This window comes from uncultured Gemella sp., assembly GCF_963529685.1.
In the GTDB taxonomy this organism is placed as follows: Bacteria; Bacillota; Bacilli; order Staphylococcales; family Gemellaceae; genus Gemella.
This window is the reverse complement of sequence record NZ_CAUSAI010000009.1, coordinates 22373-40191: the sequence shown is the minus strand read 5'-3', so window position 1 is coordinate 40191 and position 17819 is coordinate 22373. Positions and strand designations below refer to the sequence as shown.

15 protein-coding genes and 1 pseudogene are annotated in these 17819 nt (G+C 29.8%); 13 read left to right on the top strand and 3 right to left on the bottom strand.

Annotation, left to right across the window (positions count from 1 at the left end):
- Positions 1 to 218: pseudogene (locus tag RWS90_RS02745) on the top strand (glutamate dehydrogenase); the annotation flags it as partial.
- Between the two features lie 48 nt (positions 219 to 266).
- Here RWS90_RS02745 and RWS90_RS02740 read toward each other — a convergent pair.
- Together RWS90_RS02740 and RWS90_RS02735 are read right to left on the bottom strand one after the other, a co-directional pair.
- Positions 267 to 1094 carry an acetylxylan esterase gene (locus tag RWS90_RS02740; protein WP_314548454.1) on the bottom strand — a complete coding sequence of 276 codons (828 nt, stop codon included), beginning with the start codon at positions 1092 to 1094 and terminating at the stop codon, positions 267 to 269.
- A gap of 9 nt (positions 1095 to 1103) precedes the next feature.
- On the bottom strand, positions 1104 to 2030 hold the full coding sequence (locus tag RWS90_RS02735) for an alpha/beta fold hydrolase (protein ID WP_314548453.1): 927 nt from the start codon (positions 2028 to 2030) through the stop codon (positions 1104 to 1106).
- Positions 2031 to 2378: 348 nt separating this feature from the next.
- On the opposite strand from RWS90_RS02735, the gene RWS90_RS02730 reads away from it, so the two are divergent.
- From RWS90_RS02730 to RWS90_RS02695, 8 genes are all read left to right on the top strand, one after another.
- A complete protein-coding gene (locus tag RWS90_RS02730; RefSeq protein WP_314548452.1) occupies positions 2379 to 3083 on the top strand; it encodes a hypothetical protein in 705 nt (234 codons plus the stop codon).
- A gap of 576 nt (positions 3084 to 3659) precedes the next feature.
- Positions 3660 to 4961, top strand: coding sequence for a hemolysin family protein (locus RWS90_RS02725; RefSeq protein ID WP_314548451.1), 1302 nt, complete (start codon positions 3660 to 3662; stop codon positions 4959 to 4961).
- Between the two features lie 209 nt (positions 4962 to 5170).
- Positions 5171 to 6025 carry a pur operon repressor gene (purR, locus tag RWS90_RS02720; RefSeq protein ID WP_314548450.1) on the top strand — a complete coding sequence of 285 codons (855 nt, stop codon included), beginning with the start codon at positions 5171 to 5173 and terminating at the stop codon, positions 6023 to 6025.
- On the top strand, positions 6018 to 7400 hold the full coding sequence (gene glmU, locus RWS90_RS02715; RefSeq protein ID WP_314548448.1) for a bifunctional UDP-N-acetylglucosamine diphosphorylase/glucosamine-1-phosphate N-acetyltransferase GlmU: 1383 nt from the start codon (positions 6018 to 6020) through the stop codon (positions 7398 to 7400). The genes purR and glmU overlap by 8 nt, the downstream gene beginning before the upstream one ends.
- Before the next feature lie 273 nt (positions 7401 to 7673).
- Entirely contained in the window at positions 7674 to 8981 is a 1308-nt protein-coding gene (locus RWS90_RS02710; protein WP_314548447.1) for a DRTGG domain-containing protein, read from the top strand.
- Between the two features lie 16 nt (positions 8982 to 8997).
- Positions 8998 to 9990 (top strand): bifunctional oligoribonuclease/PAP phosphatase NrnA, encoded by a 993-nt coding sequence (locus RWS90_RS02705; RefSeq protein WP_314548445.1) that lies wholly within the window; start codon positions 8998 to 9000, stop codon positions 9988 to 9990.
- 354 nt (positions 9991 to 10344) lie between these two features.
- The gene (locus RWS90_RS02700; protein ID WP_314548444.1) at positions 10345 to 11358 is read left to right on the top strand and encodes an ATP-binding cassette domain-containing protein; all 1014 of its coding nucleotides are present in this window, start codon (positions 10345 to 10347) and stop codon (positions 11356 to 11358) included.
- Positions 11358 to 12020 (top strand): methionine ABC transporter permease, encoded by a 663-nt coding sequence (locus RWS90_RS02695; RefSeq protein WP_314548443.1) that lies wholly within the window; start codon positions 11358 to 11360, stop codon positions 12018 to 12020. Before RWS90_RS02700 ends, RWS90_RS02695 begins: the two co-directional genes overlap by 1 nt.
- Before the next feature lie 248 nt (positions 12021 to 12268).
- On the opposite strand, the gene RWS90_RS02690 is transcribed toward RWS90_RS02695, so the two are convergent.
- Positions 12269 to 14383, bottom strand: a complete 2115-nt coding sequence (locus tag RWS90_RS02690) for a DUF5776 domain-containing protein (protein WP_314548442.1) — start codon at positions 14381 to 14383, stop codon at positions 12269 to 12271.
- 180 nt (positions 14384 to 14563) lie between these two features.
- Here RWS90_RS02690 and tpx point away from each other — a divergent pair, with 180 nt between their 5' ends.
- Genes tpx through RWS90_RS02670 form a run of 4 tightly spaced genes read left to right on the top strand, consistent with a single transcriptional unit; the run spans position 14564 to position 17819 of the window.
- Positions 14564 to 15061, top strand: a complete 498-nt coding sequence (gene tpx, locus RWS90_RS02685; RefSeq protein WP_314548441.1) for a thiol peroxidase — start codon at positions 14564 to 14566, stop codon at positions 15059 to 15061.
- An 11-nt stretch (positions 15062 to 15072) separates the two neighbouring features.
- Positions 15073 to 15693, top strand: a complete 621-nt coding sequence (locus RWS90_RS02680) for an MptD family putative ECF transporter S component (RefSeq protein WP_314548440.1) — start codon at positions 15073 to 15075, stop codon at positions 15691 to 15693.
- 1 nt (position 15694) lies between these two features.
- Positions 15695 to 16384: an energy-coupling factor transporter transmembrane component T gene (locus tag RWS90_RS02675; protein ID WP_314548439.1), complete on the top strand. Its 690-nt coding sequence runs from the start codon at positions 15695 to 15697 to the stop codon at positions 16382 to 16384.
- 4 nt (positions 16385 to 16388) lie between these two features.
- Positions 16389 to 17819 (top strand): ABC transporter ATP-binding protein, encoded by a 1431-nt coding sequence (locus tag RWS90_RS02670; RefSeq protein WP_314548438.1) that lies wholly within the window; start codon positions 16389 to 16391, stop codon positions 17817 to 17819.

The window sequence follows — 17819 nt, the reverse complement described above, 5'->3', positions numbered from 1 at the left end:
GTGTTACTGTATCTTACTTTGAATGGGTACAAAACTTACAAGGTTACTACTGGACTGAAGAGGAAGTAGTTGAAAAACAAGCTAGAGTAATGACAAAAGCATTTAATGATATTTGGGAAGTAAAAGAAAGATTTGATATCCCAATGAGAAAAGCCGCGTATGTAAACTCTATTGAAAAAATTGTTAAAAATATGAAGCTAAAAGGTAAATTAAGCTAATAACAAATAAAGAATCGACATGAGACATCTCGTGTTGATTCTTTTTTACTATTTAGTTGATAGTGTTTCAAGTATATAATCATCAAATTGGTGTTGGAAAATTTTTTTGTAATCCAAAAATTTATAATGTTGTACTGTGACATTTTTAAGTGATTCGACTAGTTTTAATTGAGCCTCAAGAGGTGTTTTAGGACTTAGATATGACATTGCATAGTGAACTTTTTGTGTAATGGAGCTACTAATATTAAGTATATCGATTGAATCTAGGATATCATACAAATAATCAGTTTTTTCTGGTAGGTCAATTTCAAAATTATATAATTTTTTAAATATTGGATCTTTTTTGTTTTGAATATAAGTATTTTTTATATCACAAAGTGAACAATCTTCTATAAAAAGTTCTGTAACTGAATCAAAATACTTAGCACAAACTAAGCTAATCGCAGCACCTTGACCAAGCCCTGTTGCAATTATATCCTTATTTGGGAACATCATCTCAGTAATATGGATAGTATCTAGTGCATCTTGAAATACTAGATTATAATATGGTATCTCATACTCGCTATCGATAAATGGGAAATGAGAACAAGGTGTGTTATTTTCACTATTGCCGGCTTGACCTCTAATATGAAGTGATACTAGTGCGTAGTTTAACATACTATATTTTGATAGATTTAGAAAGTCTTTGTTTTTAACTTTGAACTCAGGAAAATCTACGATAACTCCTTTAACTTTTGAATTAGGTATAACAAGATCCAACTCGATTTTTGAATTATCTGTACCTAGAAAAGTTATTTTTTTATATTTAGCAAAAGGATGAGGTGTATTTAGTGTAGTTTCTGCAAAATCAAATTTTCTATATTTTTCTAATTTCATTTAAAGCTCCTATTTTTCTTCAAGTAAAAAGTTGAATATTTCATCATTAAAATGTGGGATGTTCTCATGATAGTATTTTTTGTAAATGTATGCTTTCTTTTTACTTTTAATATTGTTAAACACTTTTTCTTGGGTTTCTTTTGGACAGTCTTCATCAAGATTAGAAATTCCAAATAAGATATTACATTTAAGTAGTTTAGCGAAATTCAAAGTATCAAGATAATAAAGATTATTCAAGAAAGCTTTGGTGTTTTCACCTTTAGTATTAAACCATCTTCCATGATGAGTGAATTCAGCATAGGCATTTTTTCTATTATCATTTTCATAGAAGGTTTGAAAATCTGAAAGAAAAGGATATAAACTTATGCATTTTGTAACATTTTTGTTTAATGCAGTAAACATTATAGAAAAAGCTCCACCTTGAGAAGCACCATAGCTAGCTATATTTTGAGAATCAATGTCATCAAATGAGGTAACTATTCTAGAAAGAATAAGCGTATCTAAAATATTTTTGAAAAATATCATATCCTCTATATTTTCGTCTAGACCTATTGTGAGATGCCCAAAAACTGAAGGAGAAGAGTTGCTTTTGTCTTTACTTAATCCACCTTGATTTCTAAAATCTATTGCAACAACATCATATCCCAGAGAAGAAAAGGTAGATTTTTCTAACCAATTTCTACTAGAAGCGGGATAGCCGTGGAAATAGAAAAGCATAGGAATAGCTTTATTTGGATATAGAGTTCTATACTTTAGATTTTTTATATATTTAGCGTATATTGTTGAGTTATCAAAGCTAGTAAAAGTTAAATTATAAAATTCTATATTTTCAAATTTGGAAAATGAAGTTTTTTCTAATTTGTAACAGAGTTGAATAGTATCAATATATTTTATCTTTTCATCCCAAAAATTCTTAAATTCAAGTGTTTTATCCATAAGTATCTCCAATTTAACGTTTTCAATTACTTAATATATTATCACTCGAAAGAAAAATTATCCATCAATATGAATTACTAATAGATAGGAAGAGCGGTTGACTCAAAAGTCCTAAATTTTAAAAAAAGTGTATATCATAACTCACTCTCGCTTTTTATTTTTTGGCTTCATTATAATTACCCCTATCCTTTTATTATATCATAAATATATTTTTATTATCAGTCTATATTTTTAATCTTTATTGTGATATATTATAAGTGTAAGTTAATAGTATACTATAATTCTATATGTAGTTGCAAATACATATAAAATTTTTAAAAATTTATTCATAAAAGGGAGGTATATATTATGAATAATAAATTTAAATTGCCAAGTGCTATTTTATCTGCTAGTTTATTAGTTACTCCTGTTTCTGGTTTAACTAATAATTTTAATAATGTTGCTAAAGCTAATTCTTATATTAAAGAAGAACAAAAAGATACTATTTATAAAATTTTAGAACCTAATGTAAAAATTAATGAGGGTAAAATAGTATTAGAAAATAAAAAAAATATAAAAAATCAAATAATTAATAATTGGGAAAAAATAAAATTAAAAACAACTTTCAAATCACCAGAAGAACTTTATTTAAGTTTAGAAAAACATTTTAATGATTTAGAAAATAAAAGTAATCAAGGATACATAGAAGTAGAACCTAATGGAAAAATAAAACAAAGGTTCCAAACAAGAGAAGTATGGCCAGAAGATGTAGGAAGAACTTTTTCTGATCCAAATTACCATAGGCAAACTCATTGGTGGGGAACTCTTCATTTCTTTTATACAGATGCAGTAGCTTATAGATATGCCTATGAAATGAACGAATCTGGAATAACTCAAGGCGTTGTTGCAGGATTTTCAAGTATTCTGGGAGGTTTTGTAGGAGGTGTAATAGGATTAAGTGCAGGTCACGCTCTTGCTATAGCTAACACAGTAAATTACAATGCAAGTCTTCCAGGAGATGGAGTAGAGTTATCTGTAAAACATTGGGGAGAAATCAATTGCAAACCAAGATAATGAGAATATTAAAATTTACTTTTATAATTATAATATCTATTTTATTCTTAATACTTTATTTAAAAACAAACAATCCATACATAATAGTAATATATATAACAACAACTGTAAGTCCGTTTATAAGAGAAAGAATTTTAAAAAAAAGAAAAGACGACTAAATGTGAGTCTGTGAAAAAAGTCTGTAAAAATAACCCTTCCTATGTTAAACTGAAATTAACTAGGGAGGGTAAAAAACGCCAAGAAGAAAAAGATATTCAAAAAAACCGAAATTAATGAAACAATTAGTATCAGAATAAGAAGTAGGAAGTGTATCCGACATACAAAATACCTTAAAAGATTTACTAGGAGATATAAGAACTACTATAAGCAGAAATAAATAGTATAATCTCCGATTTAACGTTTTCATATATTTATACTATCATCTAGGATGAGAAATTTCCATTAATAAGAATTATTAGGAAACTCGGAGAAACGATAAAACTTATAGGTACTATAATAATTGAAAAAATTTTTTATATGTAGTAAAATTATTTATTAATGATTAAAAAATAAGGAAAGAGGTTAAATTAAAACCATATGGATCTCAGTATCTTAATTAAAATATTAATAATAGTATTATTACTTATTGCCTCGGCAATATTCGTAATGTTTGAATTTGCTCTTGTTAAGCTTAGACCTACAAGGGTAAATGAATTAGTAGAATCAGGAAATAAAACAGCAAAAATTTTGGTTGTAATGGTAGAACAATTAGATCATTACTTATCTGCGACACAGTTAGGTATAACGATTGTTTCTTTAGGGTTAGGTTGGATTGGGGAGGCTACATTTCACTCGATGTTTACTCCAATATTTTCTTTATTAAATCTTAATGAAGCTATAACTCATACTATATCTTTAGTTATATCATTTGGATTTATGACACTACTGCATGTGGTTCTAGGAGAATTGGTTCCTAAGACAATCGCTATTCAATCTGCAGAAAAAACTTGTTTACGAGTAGCTTGGCCAATGTATATGTTTGATAAAGTAATGCGCCCTTTAGTTTGGTTGCTTAATTCACTAGCGAATGTTATAGCGAAAATGTTTGGAGTTGAACCAGCTTCTGAACATGATGATATTCATAGCGAACAAGAACTAAGAACAATTATGAAATCTTCAAGAGCGCACGGTCAAATTAACGATGTAGAGTATCGTTATGTAGAAAGAGTATTTGAATTTGACAATAAAATTGCTAAAGAAATTATGACTCCTAGAACAGAGGTTGAAGCAATAGATATGAGTGATTCTTTAGGAATTATCATGAGACAATTAAAACAAGAAGAATATACTAGATATCCGGTAATAGAAGACGGTGACAAAGACCAAATTCTAGGTATATTAAATGTTAAGAAATTATTATTTGCAGATAAACCTCTTGAAACTACAAAAGACTTAGAAGAATATATAACACCAGCTATAAAAATATTTGAACACACACCTATTTCACAAGTATTAGCAACTATAAAGCAAAATAGAGAACATATGATAGTTATCACCGATGAATATGGTGGAACTAGTGGGGTAGTTACTTTAGAGGATATAGTTGAGGAAATTACCGGTGAAATTCGTGATGAATTCGACGAAGATGAACAAAGTTTAGTTAAAAAATTAAAGAATGGACATTATTTAATTGATGGATGGGTTCCTATCCAAGATGTTAACGCATTATTCCATGTCCAACTTCCACACGAAGAAGTAGATACAATTGGAGCTTATGTATATTTAGAAAAATACGAAGCAAAAGTTGGGGCAGTATATCCTATAGATAAGTTAACATTTGTGGTAAGAAAAGTTGAAGAAAATCAAATACGAACTTTAGAAGTTTGGAAAGAGAAATAGATGAAAATGGAAGAGGTAGAATGAAAAAGCTATCTCTTCTTTAATTTTTTATGTGAAAAATAATTATAAGTTACTTTAAATGTACTTAAAACTTTCTAGTATATCTTTACTATTCCGAACAATAGTGGTATTATATACTTATAATATACGAATAAATTAAATGTATATAGTATGGTAATATACCAAATATGCTGTGTGAGGAGTATAAGATGAAGTTAAAGAGAAGTGAAAGAATAGTAGTGATGACGGAGTATTTACTAAATAATCCGAATAAATTGATTCCATTAACATATTTCGTCTCAAAATTTAATCAAGCGAAATCTTCGATTAGTGAAGATATACATATAATAAAAAATGGTTTTAAAGAAGAAAATATTGGAGAAGTTAGAACTTTAGCTGGGGTCAGTGGTGGAGTGATTTTCACACCAACTTTAGTAGAAGAAGACGCAAAAGAGATTCTTGATGGTTTTTTAGAAAAAATTAGCGGCGGTAATCGTTTATTGGCAGGTGGATATATTTTTATGTCAGATATTATAGGAGATCCTAGTCTGATGAATAAGTTAGCGCGAGTAGTAGCGACAGTCTATAAAAACAAAGAAGTAGATGCTGTGGTAACAGTCGCGACAAAAGGAATACCTGTTGCTTATGCGATAGCATCGATTTTAAATAAACCAGTAATTATTATAAGAAGAGATAATAAGGTTACAGAAGGAACAACAGTCGCGATAAACTATGTTTCTGGATCTACAAAAAAAATAGAAACAATGATTTTATCAAAACGTAGTTTAAATACAGGATCAAAAGTATTATTAGTAGATGACTTCATGCGTGGTGGAGGAGTCCTAACAGGTATGGAAAGTCTAATGAATGAATTTGATGTTGATGTAGTGGGTAAAGTAATAATTACACAATGTTTCGATTCTCCAAGAGAGCACGAAGATGATTATCTGTATTTATCAAAAATAGAAAATATTGATGAATTCAATGGAACTTTTGATGTTAAACTAGGGAATGTTATGGAAAAATTACGCCAAGTAGAAAAAGAGGATATTGAAAATGAGTAACAATAGATATGCTGTAATACTGGCTGCTGGAAAAGGTACGAGAATGCAGTCAAAATTATATAAAGTACTACATAAAGTATGTGACAGAACTATGGTCGAACTTGTGTTAGATAGCCTTAGCGATTTAGAAATGCAAGAAGTAATAACAGTAGTTGGGCATGGAGCTGAAAGAGTAAAAGAAGTACTAGGAAACAGAACAAAATTTGTGCTTCAAGCAGAACAATTAGGTACTGCTCATGCAGTAAAAGTTGCAAAGGATGAATTAAAAGATAAAGAGGGGACTACTATAGTAATGTATGGTGATACCCCGCTAATTCGACCGGAAACTATTAATAATATGCTAGATCATCACGAAAAAATGAATGCTAAAGCTACAGTTTTAACGGCAATAGCTGATGATCCATTTGAGTATGGTCGTATAATTCGCGATGTAAATGGTAAGTTAGTTAAGATTGTTGAAGAAAAAGATGCTACAGAACAAGAGAGAAAAATCAAAGAAATCAACTCAGGTATTTACTGTTTTGACAACAAACTGTTATTTGAAATGCTAGAAAAAGTAAAAAATGATAATAATCAAGGTGAATATTATCTTCCAGATGTTCTTGGTTTGATTCGTGAGCAAAAAGAAATAATTGAAACGTATCTTTGTGATGATTTTGATGAAACTTTTGGTGTTAATGACAGGGTAGCGTTAGCTTATGCTGAAAATGTAATGAGAAATAGAATAAATACGAAACATATGTTAGCAGGAGTAACTTTAGTTGATCCTACGAATACCTATATTGCCCCTAATGCAATTATCGGTCGCGATACAACTATTTATCCAAATGTTACAATTAAATCAAATACAGTAATTGGAGAGGATTGTCAAATTAAACCTAATTCATATTTAGAAAATGTACAAATAGGAAATGGGGTAAAAGTGCTTTCTTCAACAATTAGTGATTCAAAAATTGGTGATTATACAAGTGTAGGACCATATTCACATATTAGAAACAATTGTGAATTAGGAAAATATGTTAGAGTTGGGAATTTTGTTGAATTGAAAAATACAACTTATGGAGACGGCTCTAAAACTGCTCACTTAAGCTATCTTGGTGATACTGAAGTTGGAAGTAATACAAATATAGGTTGTGGAACAATTACTGTTAATTATGATGGAAAAAATAAATATAAAACAAAAATCGGTAGTGATGCATTTATAGGATGTAACTCAAACTTGATAGCTCCACTTGAAATAGGTGATGGAGCTGTTGTTGCCGCAGGAACTACTGTAACTGAAGATGCACCTGATGATACTCTGGTAATAGCTCGAGTTAAACAAGAAAATAAGATGGGATATGCGAAAAAAATGCCAGCAGGTAGAAAATCGTAAAATATTAAAGTGTAATATATTAATAATTGTTATAGTAAAAAAAGTTAAAAATAAACTGTATCAATGAATTGATAAATTTAACTTTAGTTCCCAATGGAGAAGAGTATAACTTTTAAAATAATATAAGAAATTGATGAAAGATAAGTAAAATAACTTATTTTTCATCTTTTTCTATCTTGAAATAGTTAAATAAAAAGTATATAATTACATATGTATAGGATGTGTTATAAATAAAATGTTTGTATTATAATAAAAATATAAGGAGGAAGAATCATGAAATCAAAACATCAGAAAATATTAGAATATATTAAGAGCTTACCTATTGGAAGTAAGATTTCAGTTCGTCAAGTTGCAAAAGAATTAAAAGTCAGTGAAGGAACTGCATATCGAGCGATTAAAGAATCGGAAAATCGTGGTTTTGTTTCATCTATAGAGCGTGTTGGGACAGTTAGAATACAGAAAAAAGAAAGAGATAATGTTGAAAAATTATCATACTCTGAAATAGTAAATATAGTAAGTGGTCAACTGATTGCTGGTCGTGGAGGAGTTCATGAAATTGTTCAGGACTTTGCAATCGGAGCAATGGATTCAGAACAAGTAGGACAACATATTAGAAAGGGAACGCTATTAATAATTGGTAACCGTCCAAAAATTATTGAGATGTCATTAGAAAAAGAATGTGCAATCTTGGTAACGGGTGGATATGTTCCTAATGATTCTATCAAAGCTTTAGCGGATAGTAAAAATTTACCATTGATTATCACACCGCATGACACTTTCTCAGTTACTCACTTAATTAATCGTGTAACTAATGATCAAATTATAAAAAGAGATATCATTACTGTTGAAAGTATTTATATAAAAGTTGAAAGTTTATATACAATTAATCTAAACAATACTGTGAAAGATTGGTATGAGCTTCAATTAAAAGCGGGTCATACTAGGTATCCGGTAGTTAATGAATATGGGAAATTAGTTGGTATAGTAACTGCGCGTGATGTATTTTTACAAGATAAAGATGCATTAATTAAAGAGGTAATGGAAAGAAAAGTTGCCACTACTACTTTAGATACTCCAATATCATCAGTAGCTAATATAATGTTATCTGAAGGATATGAACTGATGCCTGTAATTGATTCTAAAAATACTCTATTAGGAGTAGTAACTAGAAAAATTGTTATAAATTCATTGTTAACAAATAATAGATTCCAAGAGGGGCATAATAATGATACATTTGATGAAATAATGAGAAAAGGAATAGTGCCTAGAGCGGACGGTCTGCAGGTTAAGGTTATTCCTCAAATGTTAGACCAGTTCGGGACATTTTCTAGTTCAGCGTTACTAAGTATCATAGATGAATCTATTCATATCACAAGTTATAATTATAATAGAAGTGAAGTACTGATGCAAAATACTACACTTTACTTCTTGAAATCAGTTCCATTAGATAGAACAATAACGACTAAAGTTAATATTTTAGATATTGGACGTAAAACAGCTAAGTTCGATGTAGAAGTATATGATAAGACAGAGTTAGTTGCAAAAGCTATGGTGACTTGCCAAGTGTTCCAAAGAAATTAAAGAAAGAAGAAACTAAATGAATATAAACTACGAAAATTTATACGAGGAAATTTTTCAAAAGATAAAAGAAAATGATAAAATTATTATACATAGACACGAAAGACCAGATCCAGATGCATACGGATCACAAGGTGCTATGTATCAACTTATTAAAGAAAATTTTCCTGAAAAAAAAGTAATTACTGTAGGTAAAGATTCTCCATCGTTAGATTTCTTATTTAAAAATTCAGAAGTAACAGAAGATGATTATAAGGATACTTTAGTTATAGTTACTGATACGGCTAACTTCCCAAGAATAGATGGGAAACTATTTACAAAAAACAACTTTCTTATAAAAATAGATCATCATCCACCATTAGATAATTATGGAAGTATAAATCTAGTGAATACGGAAGTTTCCTCTTGTAGTGAACTAATATATAACTTTTATAAATATTTAAACAAAAATTATGGTATTAAGTTAAATGATGAGGCGGCAAAATTGTTATATCTAGGTATTGTAGGGGATACGGGAAGATTTTTATTCCCAAATACTTCTAATGATACATTAAAAGTAGCGTCAGAACTTATTCAATATGATTTTAATATGAGTGCTCTTTTAGATAAGATGGAAATTATAAGTGAAAATATTATGAGATTTAGAGCATTTATTTTTGAAAATTATAATGTTTACCAAGATGGAGTTGCATATCTTAAAATCACTAAAGAAGATATGGATAAGTATGGGGTTGATCCTGGTGAAGTTTCAACAGGGGTAAACCTACTTAGAAGTTTGAAAGATCTTTATGCATGGTGCTTCGCTATTGATGAGGGCAATAAGGTACGTGTACGTATTCGATCTAAAGGGCCTGTTATTAATATTTTAGCAGAAAAATATGCAGGTGGGGGACATCCTCTAGCTAGTGGTGCAACGGTAAAAAATTGGGAAGAATTAGATGATTTATTAGATGATATGGCTAATGTAGTGGCCGAATATCTAAGAGAGAATGAGATTAAAATTGAAAATTAGGACATTGTTTTCGGATTTTCTTTCAAATTATTTTCAAAAATTCCGCTTGACAGCAGAAAAATATAGTGTTATACTAATTAGAAATCAATAGAAACCAATACTCGTATAAGTAATAGATGGAGTTTTTTAAGAGAGTACCGTGAGCTGAGAAGGTATATTATGAAATTTATGAAGATGGTTCGAGTGGTTAATAAGGTAAACATAAATTGTAAACTTTGTTCGGTAATCCACGTTATAGGATAGACTATGTTAGTAGTAATAAGTAAAACATAAGGTGGTACCGCGTATAACGCCCTTATTCTGAATATCAGAGTAAGGGTGTTTTTTATTTTCAAAAAGAGAAAGGAGACAGACATGATTGAATTAAAAAAAGTTAATAAGATATATAATAATAAAGTTCATGCTCTGAAAGATATTAATTTAAAAGTTGAAAAAGGTGATATTTACGGGATTATCGGCTATTCTGGAGCTGGGAAAAGTACGTTAGTAAGGCTGTTAAACGGACTTGAGGTTGCGACAGATGGAGAGGTAATTATCGATGGAGATGACTTTAACAAAATAACAGAAGAGCAACGTCGTTTAAAACGTCAAAGAATTGGAATGATTTTCCAACACTTTAATTTATTATGGAGTAGAACAGTTGCTGAAAATATTGCATTTCCGTTAGAAATTCTTGGTAAATCAAAAGCTGAAATTAAAGCAAGAGTAGAGGAACTTGCTAAATTAGTAGGTTTAGAAGATAGATTAAATGCTTATCCATCACAACTTTCTGGTGGACAAAAACAAAGGGTAGGTATTGCGCGTGCTCTAGCAGGAAATCCTTCGATTTTACTTTGTGATGAAGCTACGAGTGCTCTTGATCCAGAAACGACTGCAGAAGTGTTAAACTTAATTAAAGAAATTCATCGTAAAACTAATATAACAGTTGTTTTAATTACTCACGAAATGAATGTTATTAAAACTATCTGTACAAAAGTAGCTGTTATAGATGGTGGAACAATTGCAGAGGATGGATTGGTTTCAGAAGTGTTCTATCATCCAACACAAGAGGTTACTAAGAAGTTCTTATCACAAACATCATTTGCTTCGGAATTTGAAGAAAGAGAAAATATTGAAGAGTGGAAAAAGGTGTTTACTGATGGGATTATTATTAAATTCACTTTCGATAACAATACATCGAAAAAACCTATTCTTAGTATGTTATTAAAAGAAATTGATTTTGATTTTAATATTATCAACGGACATATAGATAAAACAGCGAACGCTAATATCGGTACGTTATTTGTTCAATTAATTGGATCTAAAGAAAATACTGATAAAGTAATAGCTAGATTAAATGAACTTGGTATTTTAACGGAGGTGCTATAATGTTTGATTTTTCAAGAGTTAATTGGGATAAAGTACAAGACAAAACAATAGAAACACTTATTATGACTTTTGAGTCGCTTATTGCGGTATTTATCGTGGGATTATTTTTAGGATTACTATTATATTTAACATCTAATAGTAAGAGTGCATTTGGACGTGGATTTTATGCGGTTGTTACTGCGATAGTTAATATTTTCCGTGCGATTCCATTTATTATCTTAATTGTATTATTAATTCCGTTTACTAAGTTTTTAATTGGTACAATTATCGGAGTTCAAGCGGCGATACCTGCACTTATTATTTCGGCGGCACCATTCTACGCTCGTCTAGTCGAAATTGGTTTACGAGAGGTGGACAAAGGTGTAATTGAAGCGGCTCGTGCAATGGGTGCGAAAAACACTACAATTATTACGAAAGTTTTAATTCCGGAAAGTTTACCAGCGATAATTTCAGGATTAACTGTTACGGCAATTGCTTTAGTTGGTTCAACAGCTATGGCAGGTGTTATTGGAGCTGGGGGGCTTGGTAACTTAGCTTACTTAGATGGATTCCAACGTAATAATAGCACTTTAACATTTGTTGCGACAGTGTTAATATTAATCATCGTATTTGCAGTTCAAACACTTGGAGATACGATTGTTAAGAAAGTAGATAAACGATAGTTCTGGATTACAAAAATTAGAGATAAATATAGTATTTATGGCTAGGTTATAGATGTTTATAAGTATATGAAATTACATAATATCACGAAATATTCAATAGTCATTTACAAAATTTATATATGAAAAATATATAGGGCAGACCCAAATCGGCTCATCAAAAATCGGACTGATTTTTTCCATCAGTCCGATTTTTTGATGAGCCGATTTTTATGGGTACATATTATTTTAGAGTCACTCCCATTTTTATATTAAAGTGTTGTTCGTTGGTTATTTTGAGCATTGGCATTATTTGTATTGTTATTATCGATATTTTTTGTTTTAGGCGTTGCTCTACTAACTTCAGTTACACGAACTGGATTAACAGGTACGAATGAGCCATCGGTAACATGATAAATTAATCTATTGTTATTAATTCCAATGCCATTAATATTTAATTGTGCACCGTTCCCGAAAGTGACGCGAACTTTGCTAACTGACTCGTCAGAGTAGATGTTTTGAGTAGCTAAGAATTTAATAGCTACAGGGCGAGAAATGAAGTCGTCAAGTTGATCGTTTTTAGAGTCAATTTTCACAAATTTTTCATTTGCTGTAATGAATTGACCTTGTAATTTACCTGAAGAAATTTGATACATCAAATAACCAGCAGGGGATACTATTTTGTTAACTGTCAGTTTTGTTCCTGCTTCAATAACATCGCCTTGATCTGCCCAACTTGCTGATTTGAAGGCATGGATTTTTTTGCTGACTGTTACTTCACGATTCACATCAAACGAATATGATGTGAAGTTACCAGCTAATTTTGCTGTAATCTCTTCGTCTTGTGCGTCAGAATCGATACGAGCAGCCTCAGCTTTTTCTTGTGCCGCCAAAATTTTTGCTTTTTCTTCAGCCTCCTTTTGTTTTTTCATTTCTTCAGTTGTATCTACTGCTGTAGTATTTGTTTCACCGAAACTTACATAATGTTCTTTCGAAGAAGAGATGAATTTTAGCGTAATAAGGAAGCAAAGAGAAAGTAAAATTGCTAAAATAACAGAAGTAGCTATTTTAACTTTTATGTTTTTTGAAATATTTTGTATTTGGCTATAGTTTTTTACATCTTTTTTGAAAATATTTTTAGAAATAAATGCTTTAAGATAAAGTATAGATACTACAAAGACATTTTTTATTTTATTATCTATATATTTTATTTTGAATGCTGTTTCGTCTTCGTTAACAACTTCTTTTTTTATACTATGTATTTCTTTTTTTAAACCATCTAGTTTGTGTTCTATTTCAAGATTTTTTTGAATTTTTTCTATGATTTTTTTCTCAGATGTTATATCTTTTAAAAGAATTTGTTTTTGTGATTCTAAGCTATTGATTCTTTTTTCTTCAAGTTCTATTTTTTCTTTATCATCTTTTCTATTTTTTAGAGTAGATAAAGTAAGTTTTTTTTCTTCAATTTTATCTTCTAATGAAAGTAGAGAATTTTGTAATGAAAGTAGTATATTTTCATGCTCTCTTATTTCATTTTCTTTTTTTAAGAATTCTATTTTCTTTTTATCTTCTAAGAGTTGGAATTCTTTTTCTTTTCGTCTATATTCTCGTTTTCTTTTTTCAGCATGTTCTTTTTCGATACGCTTGCGTTCTAGTTCTTTTTCGCGAGCGATACGTTCTTTTTCAAGGCGTTCTTTTTCTCGTTTTTCAGCTTTTTCTTTTTCGATACGCTCGCGTTCTAGTTCTTTTTCGCGAGCGATGCGTTCTTTTTCAAGACGTTCTTGTTCGCGTTTTTCGGCTTTTTCTTTTTCGATACGCTTGCGTTCTAGTTCTTTTTCGCGAGCGATGCGTTCTTTTTCAAGGCGTTCTTGTTCGCGTTTTTCGGCTTTTTCTTTTTCGATACGCTCGCGTTCTAGTTCTTTTTCGCGAGCGATACGTTCTTTTTCAAGGCGTTCTTGTTCACGTTTTTCGGCTTTTTCTTTTTCAATACGCTCGCGCTCTAGTTGTTTTTCACGGGCGATGCGCTCTTTTTCTAATCTTTCTTTTTCAGCACGCGCTAATTCATTTTTTTTACGTGCTTCTGCAATTTTTCTTTGCTCTTCTTCAAATTTTTTACGAGCTTTTTCTAATTCTTGAGCTTGTTTTTTTAATTCTTGTTCTTTTAGTCTGACTTCTTTTTCTTTCAATTGTAGTTCTTTTTCTAAAGTTTTTTCATCAACCTCACTATTTTTATTAACAATATCAGTAGTAGGAGTCTCAGAGTTTTTTAGATTGAAAGTTTTAACTTGTTGTTTGATACGACCAAAAAAAGATTTTGAGTTATCTTTTTCATTAATTTGATCGGTAGCTTCTTTCTCTACTACTAAATCTTTTTCTTCATTCGACATAAAAATAATCCTTTCACACACTATTCTCTACTATTATATCAAAAAATATAGCAAAATTATATAAATATTACTTAAATTCCCGTTAAATTGTTGTAAAAAACTTTTATCTGTAATTGAAATATGTTATCATTAAGTGTAGATATTTTTATCAACAAATTATATTTTAAAGAGGTAATAATTATGAAGAAAACAATTAGCTTTAAAGGAACACCGGTTACTATTGAAGATAAATTAAATGTAGGAGATGTTTTTCCTAATTTTAGAGCTGTAACGAAAACTTTATCAGAATTTGAATTAACTGACTATAGAGGTAAAAATGTTATTGTAAATACTTTTCCATCTGTAGATACAGGTATTTGTGCCTTACAAACAATTAAATTCAATAAAGAAGTTTCTGATCTTACTGATACAGTTGTAATTACTGTTTCTAAAGATTTACCATTTGCTCTTGGTAGATTCTGTGCAGATAAAGAAATCAATAATGCAATTACTGTATCAGATTATAAGTATCGTGATTTTGAAAATAATAATGGTCTTTTAATTGAAGAGTTGGGATTATTAGCGCGCGCTGTTTTTGTTCTTGATAAAGAAGGTGTTATTCGATATAAAGAGGTTCTACAAGAAATCGGTGAAGAACCTAATTATGAAGATGCTCTTCAAGAATTGAAAAAGCTATAGTGAGGTAATAAATGACAGAATTAAAATATATAAATAGAGAAGAAAATAAAAATTTACAAATTAAGGATTTAATAACATTAGGACTTTATACAATTTTATTAATTCTTGTAATGGCTGTGGGAATAGGAATTTCTACAATTGTAACAGCGGTCGTATTTGGTGGGAAAGTTTATTTTGCGACATACACTTCAATTACATCAGCGTTTGTTTGCGGAAGTGTGTATAGTTTAATTTTTAATAAAATTAATAAAAATATGGCTATCTTTATAATGATTGCAATTATAGGGGTTTTTCTGGCTATTTCTGGGCATTCGGTGGTAGGAGGAGTTGTCATGATTGCTTCTGCGGTTTTAGCTGAAATTGCATTCAGATATGGTAATGAGTATCTATCATATTTATTTTTCAATTTAGGAACTATTGGGATTATTTTACCAATGTTCTTTATGAAAGAAGCATATGTGAAACATCTTCAAAATAGAAATTATTCTGAGGAAAAAATTAATTTAGTTATGAGTACTACTGATTTGAAGACATTTGTTTTTATAGTAATATTTACAATAATCTTCTCAATAATTGGAACTTATTTAGGTAGAAAGTTATATTTCAAGAATTTTAATAAAGCAGGATTATAGTATGTTAAAGTTAGATATTAGAACAAAAATCTTTATACTATTAATTGCTAATGTATTGATGTTCAAGATGATGACAGTTAATATTCACTTATTAGTTGCACTTTGCTTTTCACTATATTTAGGCATAAGTTCTAATTTGAAAAGAATGGCTAGATTTTTTGGGATATACTTATTTTTTACAGCGTATGAAGTGTTTTTTGCTCATACTGTAACTCTACAGGTTGTAGATAGTTTCTTACTACTAACAGGATTAATGTTTAAAACTTTGTACTTTCCACTGTGTGCTGGTATGGCGTTAGTTAGTAGTTCGAAAGTATCTGAACTTATTTGTTTTTTAAGAAGCATAAAATTACCGAAAAAAATGATAATAGTACTAGCAGTGTTATATAGATTTTTCCCGGTGTTACTTACAGATTATAGGTTAATAAAAAATTCATTGAAAATGAAGGGGATTGGTATAAGTAGGGGGTATTACTTACTTCATCCGTTTAAGTTTTTTGAATATATTTTTGTACCTTATGTTATAATAAGTACAAATATTGCTAACGAACTTTCTGTATCTTGTTTATGTCGTGGAATAGATAATGATGAAAAACCTAGCAGTTATATTGAATTGAAGTTTAATAAAATGGATTATTTAGTTATGACAATAGTGCTTGGCGCCTGTTGTTGTATTATGTTTTTGAGGTGATAAATTGATAACATTTAAAAATTTTAATTATAAATATATAGAGTCGAAGCAGTTAAATATTGAAAATTTGTCACTTGAAATTAATAAAGGGGAATGTGTCTTATTTACTGGAGCGAGCGGTTGTGGAAAAACTACAATTATGCGAGTTTTAAATGGATTAGCACCAGAGTTTTTTGATGGTGGTTTCAGCGGTGAATTGAAGGTAGCACATTTAAATATCGGTGATAGACTGAAAGAATTTTCAAAAGTTGTAGGTAGTGTTTTTCAGAATCCTAAGAACCAGTTTTTCAATTTAGACTCTACAAGTGAACTTGCTTTTAGTATGGAAAATTATGGATATTCAAAAGCAGAAATAAAGAATAGAATTGATGAAGTAATATCGAATTTTTCAGCAGAATATTTATTGGAAAGAAATATTCTAGAGCTAAGTGGAGGAGAAAAGCAAAAATTAGCTTTCATGGCTAGTATGATGCTAGATGCTGATATATATGTTCTTGATGAGATAACTAGTAATTTAGATTTGAAGTCGATAAAATTAATTTCTTCAATTATTGAAACGTTAAAAAAACAAGGGAAAACTATTGTAGTAGCTGAACACAGAATATACTATTTAAAAGATTTAATCGATAGAATGTATATTATAAAAGATGGAAAATTAGTACACGAAGTCAAGAAAGAACAACTATCTGATTTCGACAGTAGAGCTTGTCAAACAAGGCAAATTGATTTAACAAAAGTTGAATTAGGGAAAAGAGAAAAGAGAATCTTTAAGGAAAATTATCTAAGTATAGAGCAGTTGGATTATAAGGTTAATACACGTCAAGTTTCCTTAAATAATGTTAGTTTTTCTTCTTCAAAAATCTATACTATTATTGGTGATAATGGTTGTGGGAAAACTACTTTTGCCAATGCATTGTGCGGTTTACATAAATCTAAAAATAAAATTACTTTAAATGGAAAAGAGTTAAGTAAAAAAGGATCAATTAAAAGCGCATTCCAGGTTATGCAAGATGTCAATTATCAACTTTTTACTAACCAAGTGGAAAAAGAAATTAAGTTGGGAAGTAAGAATCTTGAGTTATTTGATGAGGTAGTCGATAGATTAAATATCAGGAAGTTTTTAAAAAGGCATCCTAACACTTTATCTGGAGGAGAGAAGCAACGAGTTGCGATAGCATCGGCATTATTATCAGATAAGAGAATATTGATTTTTGATGAACCAACAAGTGGGTTGGATTATGTTAATATGATAGAACTTAGTCGTTTGATTGAGAAAATAGCGGAACAAGATGTTGTTATATTCATAATAACACATGATTATGAGTTTCTGTGTCAAATCTCTGATGAAGTTTTATATTTTGATAAGCAAGGCTTAAAAGAAAGAATAGAAGTCAACGAAAATAACAAAAAGAAAATATTAGAAATAATGAGTTAA

Excerpts from the sequence above, each read along its gene's own strand:
- RWS90_RS02740 (WP_314548454.1), bottom strand. The coding sequence starts at position 1,094 with ATGAAATTAGAAAAATATAGAAAATTTGATTTTGCAGAAACTACACTA.
- RWS90_RS02735 (WP_314548453.1), bottom strand. The coding sequence starts at position 2,030 with ATGGATAAAACACTTGAATTTAAGAATTTTTGGGATGAAAAGATAAAA.
- RWS90_RS02730 (WP_314548452.1), top strand. The coding sequence starts at position 2,379 with ATGAATAATAAATTTAAATTGCCAAGTGCTATTTTATCTGCTAGTTTA.
- RWS90_RS02725 (WP_314548451.1), top strand. The coding sequence starts at position 3,660 with ATGGATCTCAGTATCTTAATTAAAATATTAATAATAGTATTATTACTT.
- purR (WP_314548450.1), top strand. The coding sequence starts at position 5,171 with ATGAAGTTAAAGAGAAGTGAAAGAATAGTAGTGATGACGGAGTATTTA.
- glmU (WP_314548448.1), top strand. The coding sequence starts at position 6,018 with ATGAGTAACAATAGATATGCTGTAATACTGGCTGCTGGAAAAGGTACG.
- RWS90_RS02710 (WP_314548447.1), top strand. The coding sequence starts at position 7,674 with ATGAAATCAAAACATCAGAAAATATTAGAATATATTAAGAGCTTACCT.
- RWS90_RS02705 (WP_314548445.1), top strand. The coding sequence starts at position 8,998 with ATGAATATAAACTACGAAAATTTATACGAGGAAATTTTTCAAAAGATA.
- RWS90_RS02700 (WP_314548444.1), top strand. The coding sequence starts at position 10,345 with ATGATTGAATTAAAAAAAGTTAATAAGATATATAATAATAAAGTTCAT.
- RWS90_RS02695 (WP_314548443.1), top strand. The coding sequence starts at position 11,358 with ATGTTTGATTTTTCAAGAGTTAATTGGGATAAAGTACAAGACAAAACA.
- RWS90_RS02690 (WP_314548442.1), bottom strand. The coding sequence starts at position 14,383 with ATGTCGAATGAAGAAAAAGATTTAGTAGTAGAGAAAGAAGCTACCGAT.
- tpx (WP_314548441.1), top strand. The coding sequence starts at position 14,564 with ATGAAGAAAACAATTAGCTTTAAAGGAACACCGGTTACTATTGAAGAT.
- RWS90_RS02680 (WP_314548440.1), top strand. The coding sequence starts at position 15,073 with ATGACAGAATTAAAATATATAAATAGAGAAGAAAATAAAAATTTACAA.
- RWS90_RS02675 (WP_314548439.1), top strand. The coding sequence starts at position 15,695 with ATGTTAAAGTTAGATATTAGAACAAAAATCTTTATACTATTAATTGCT.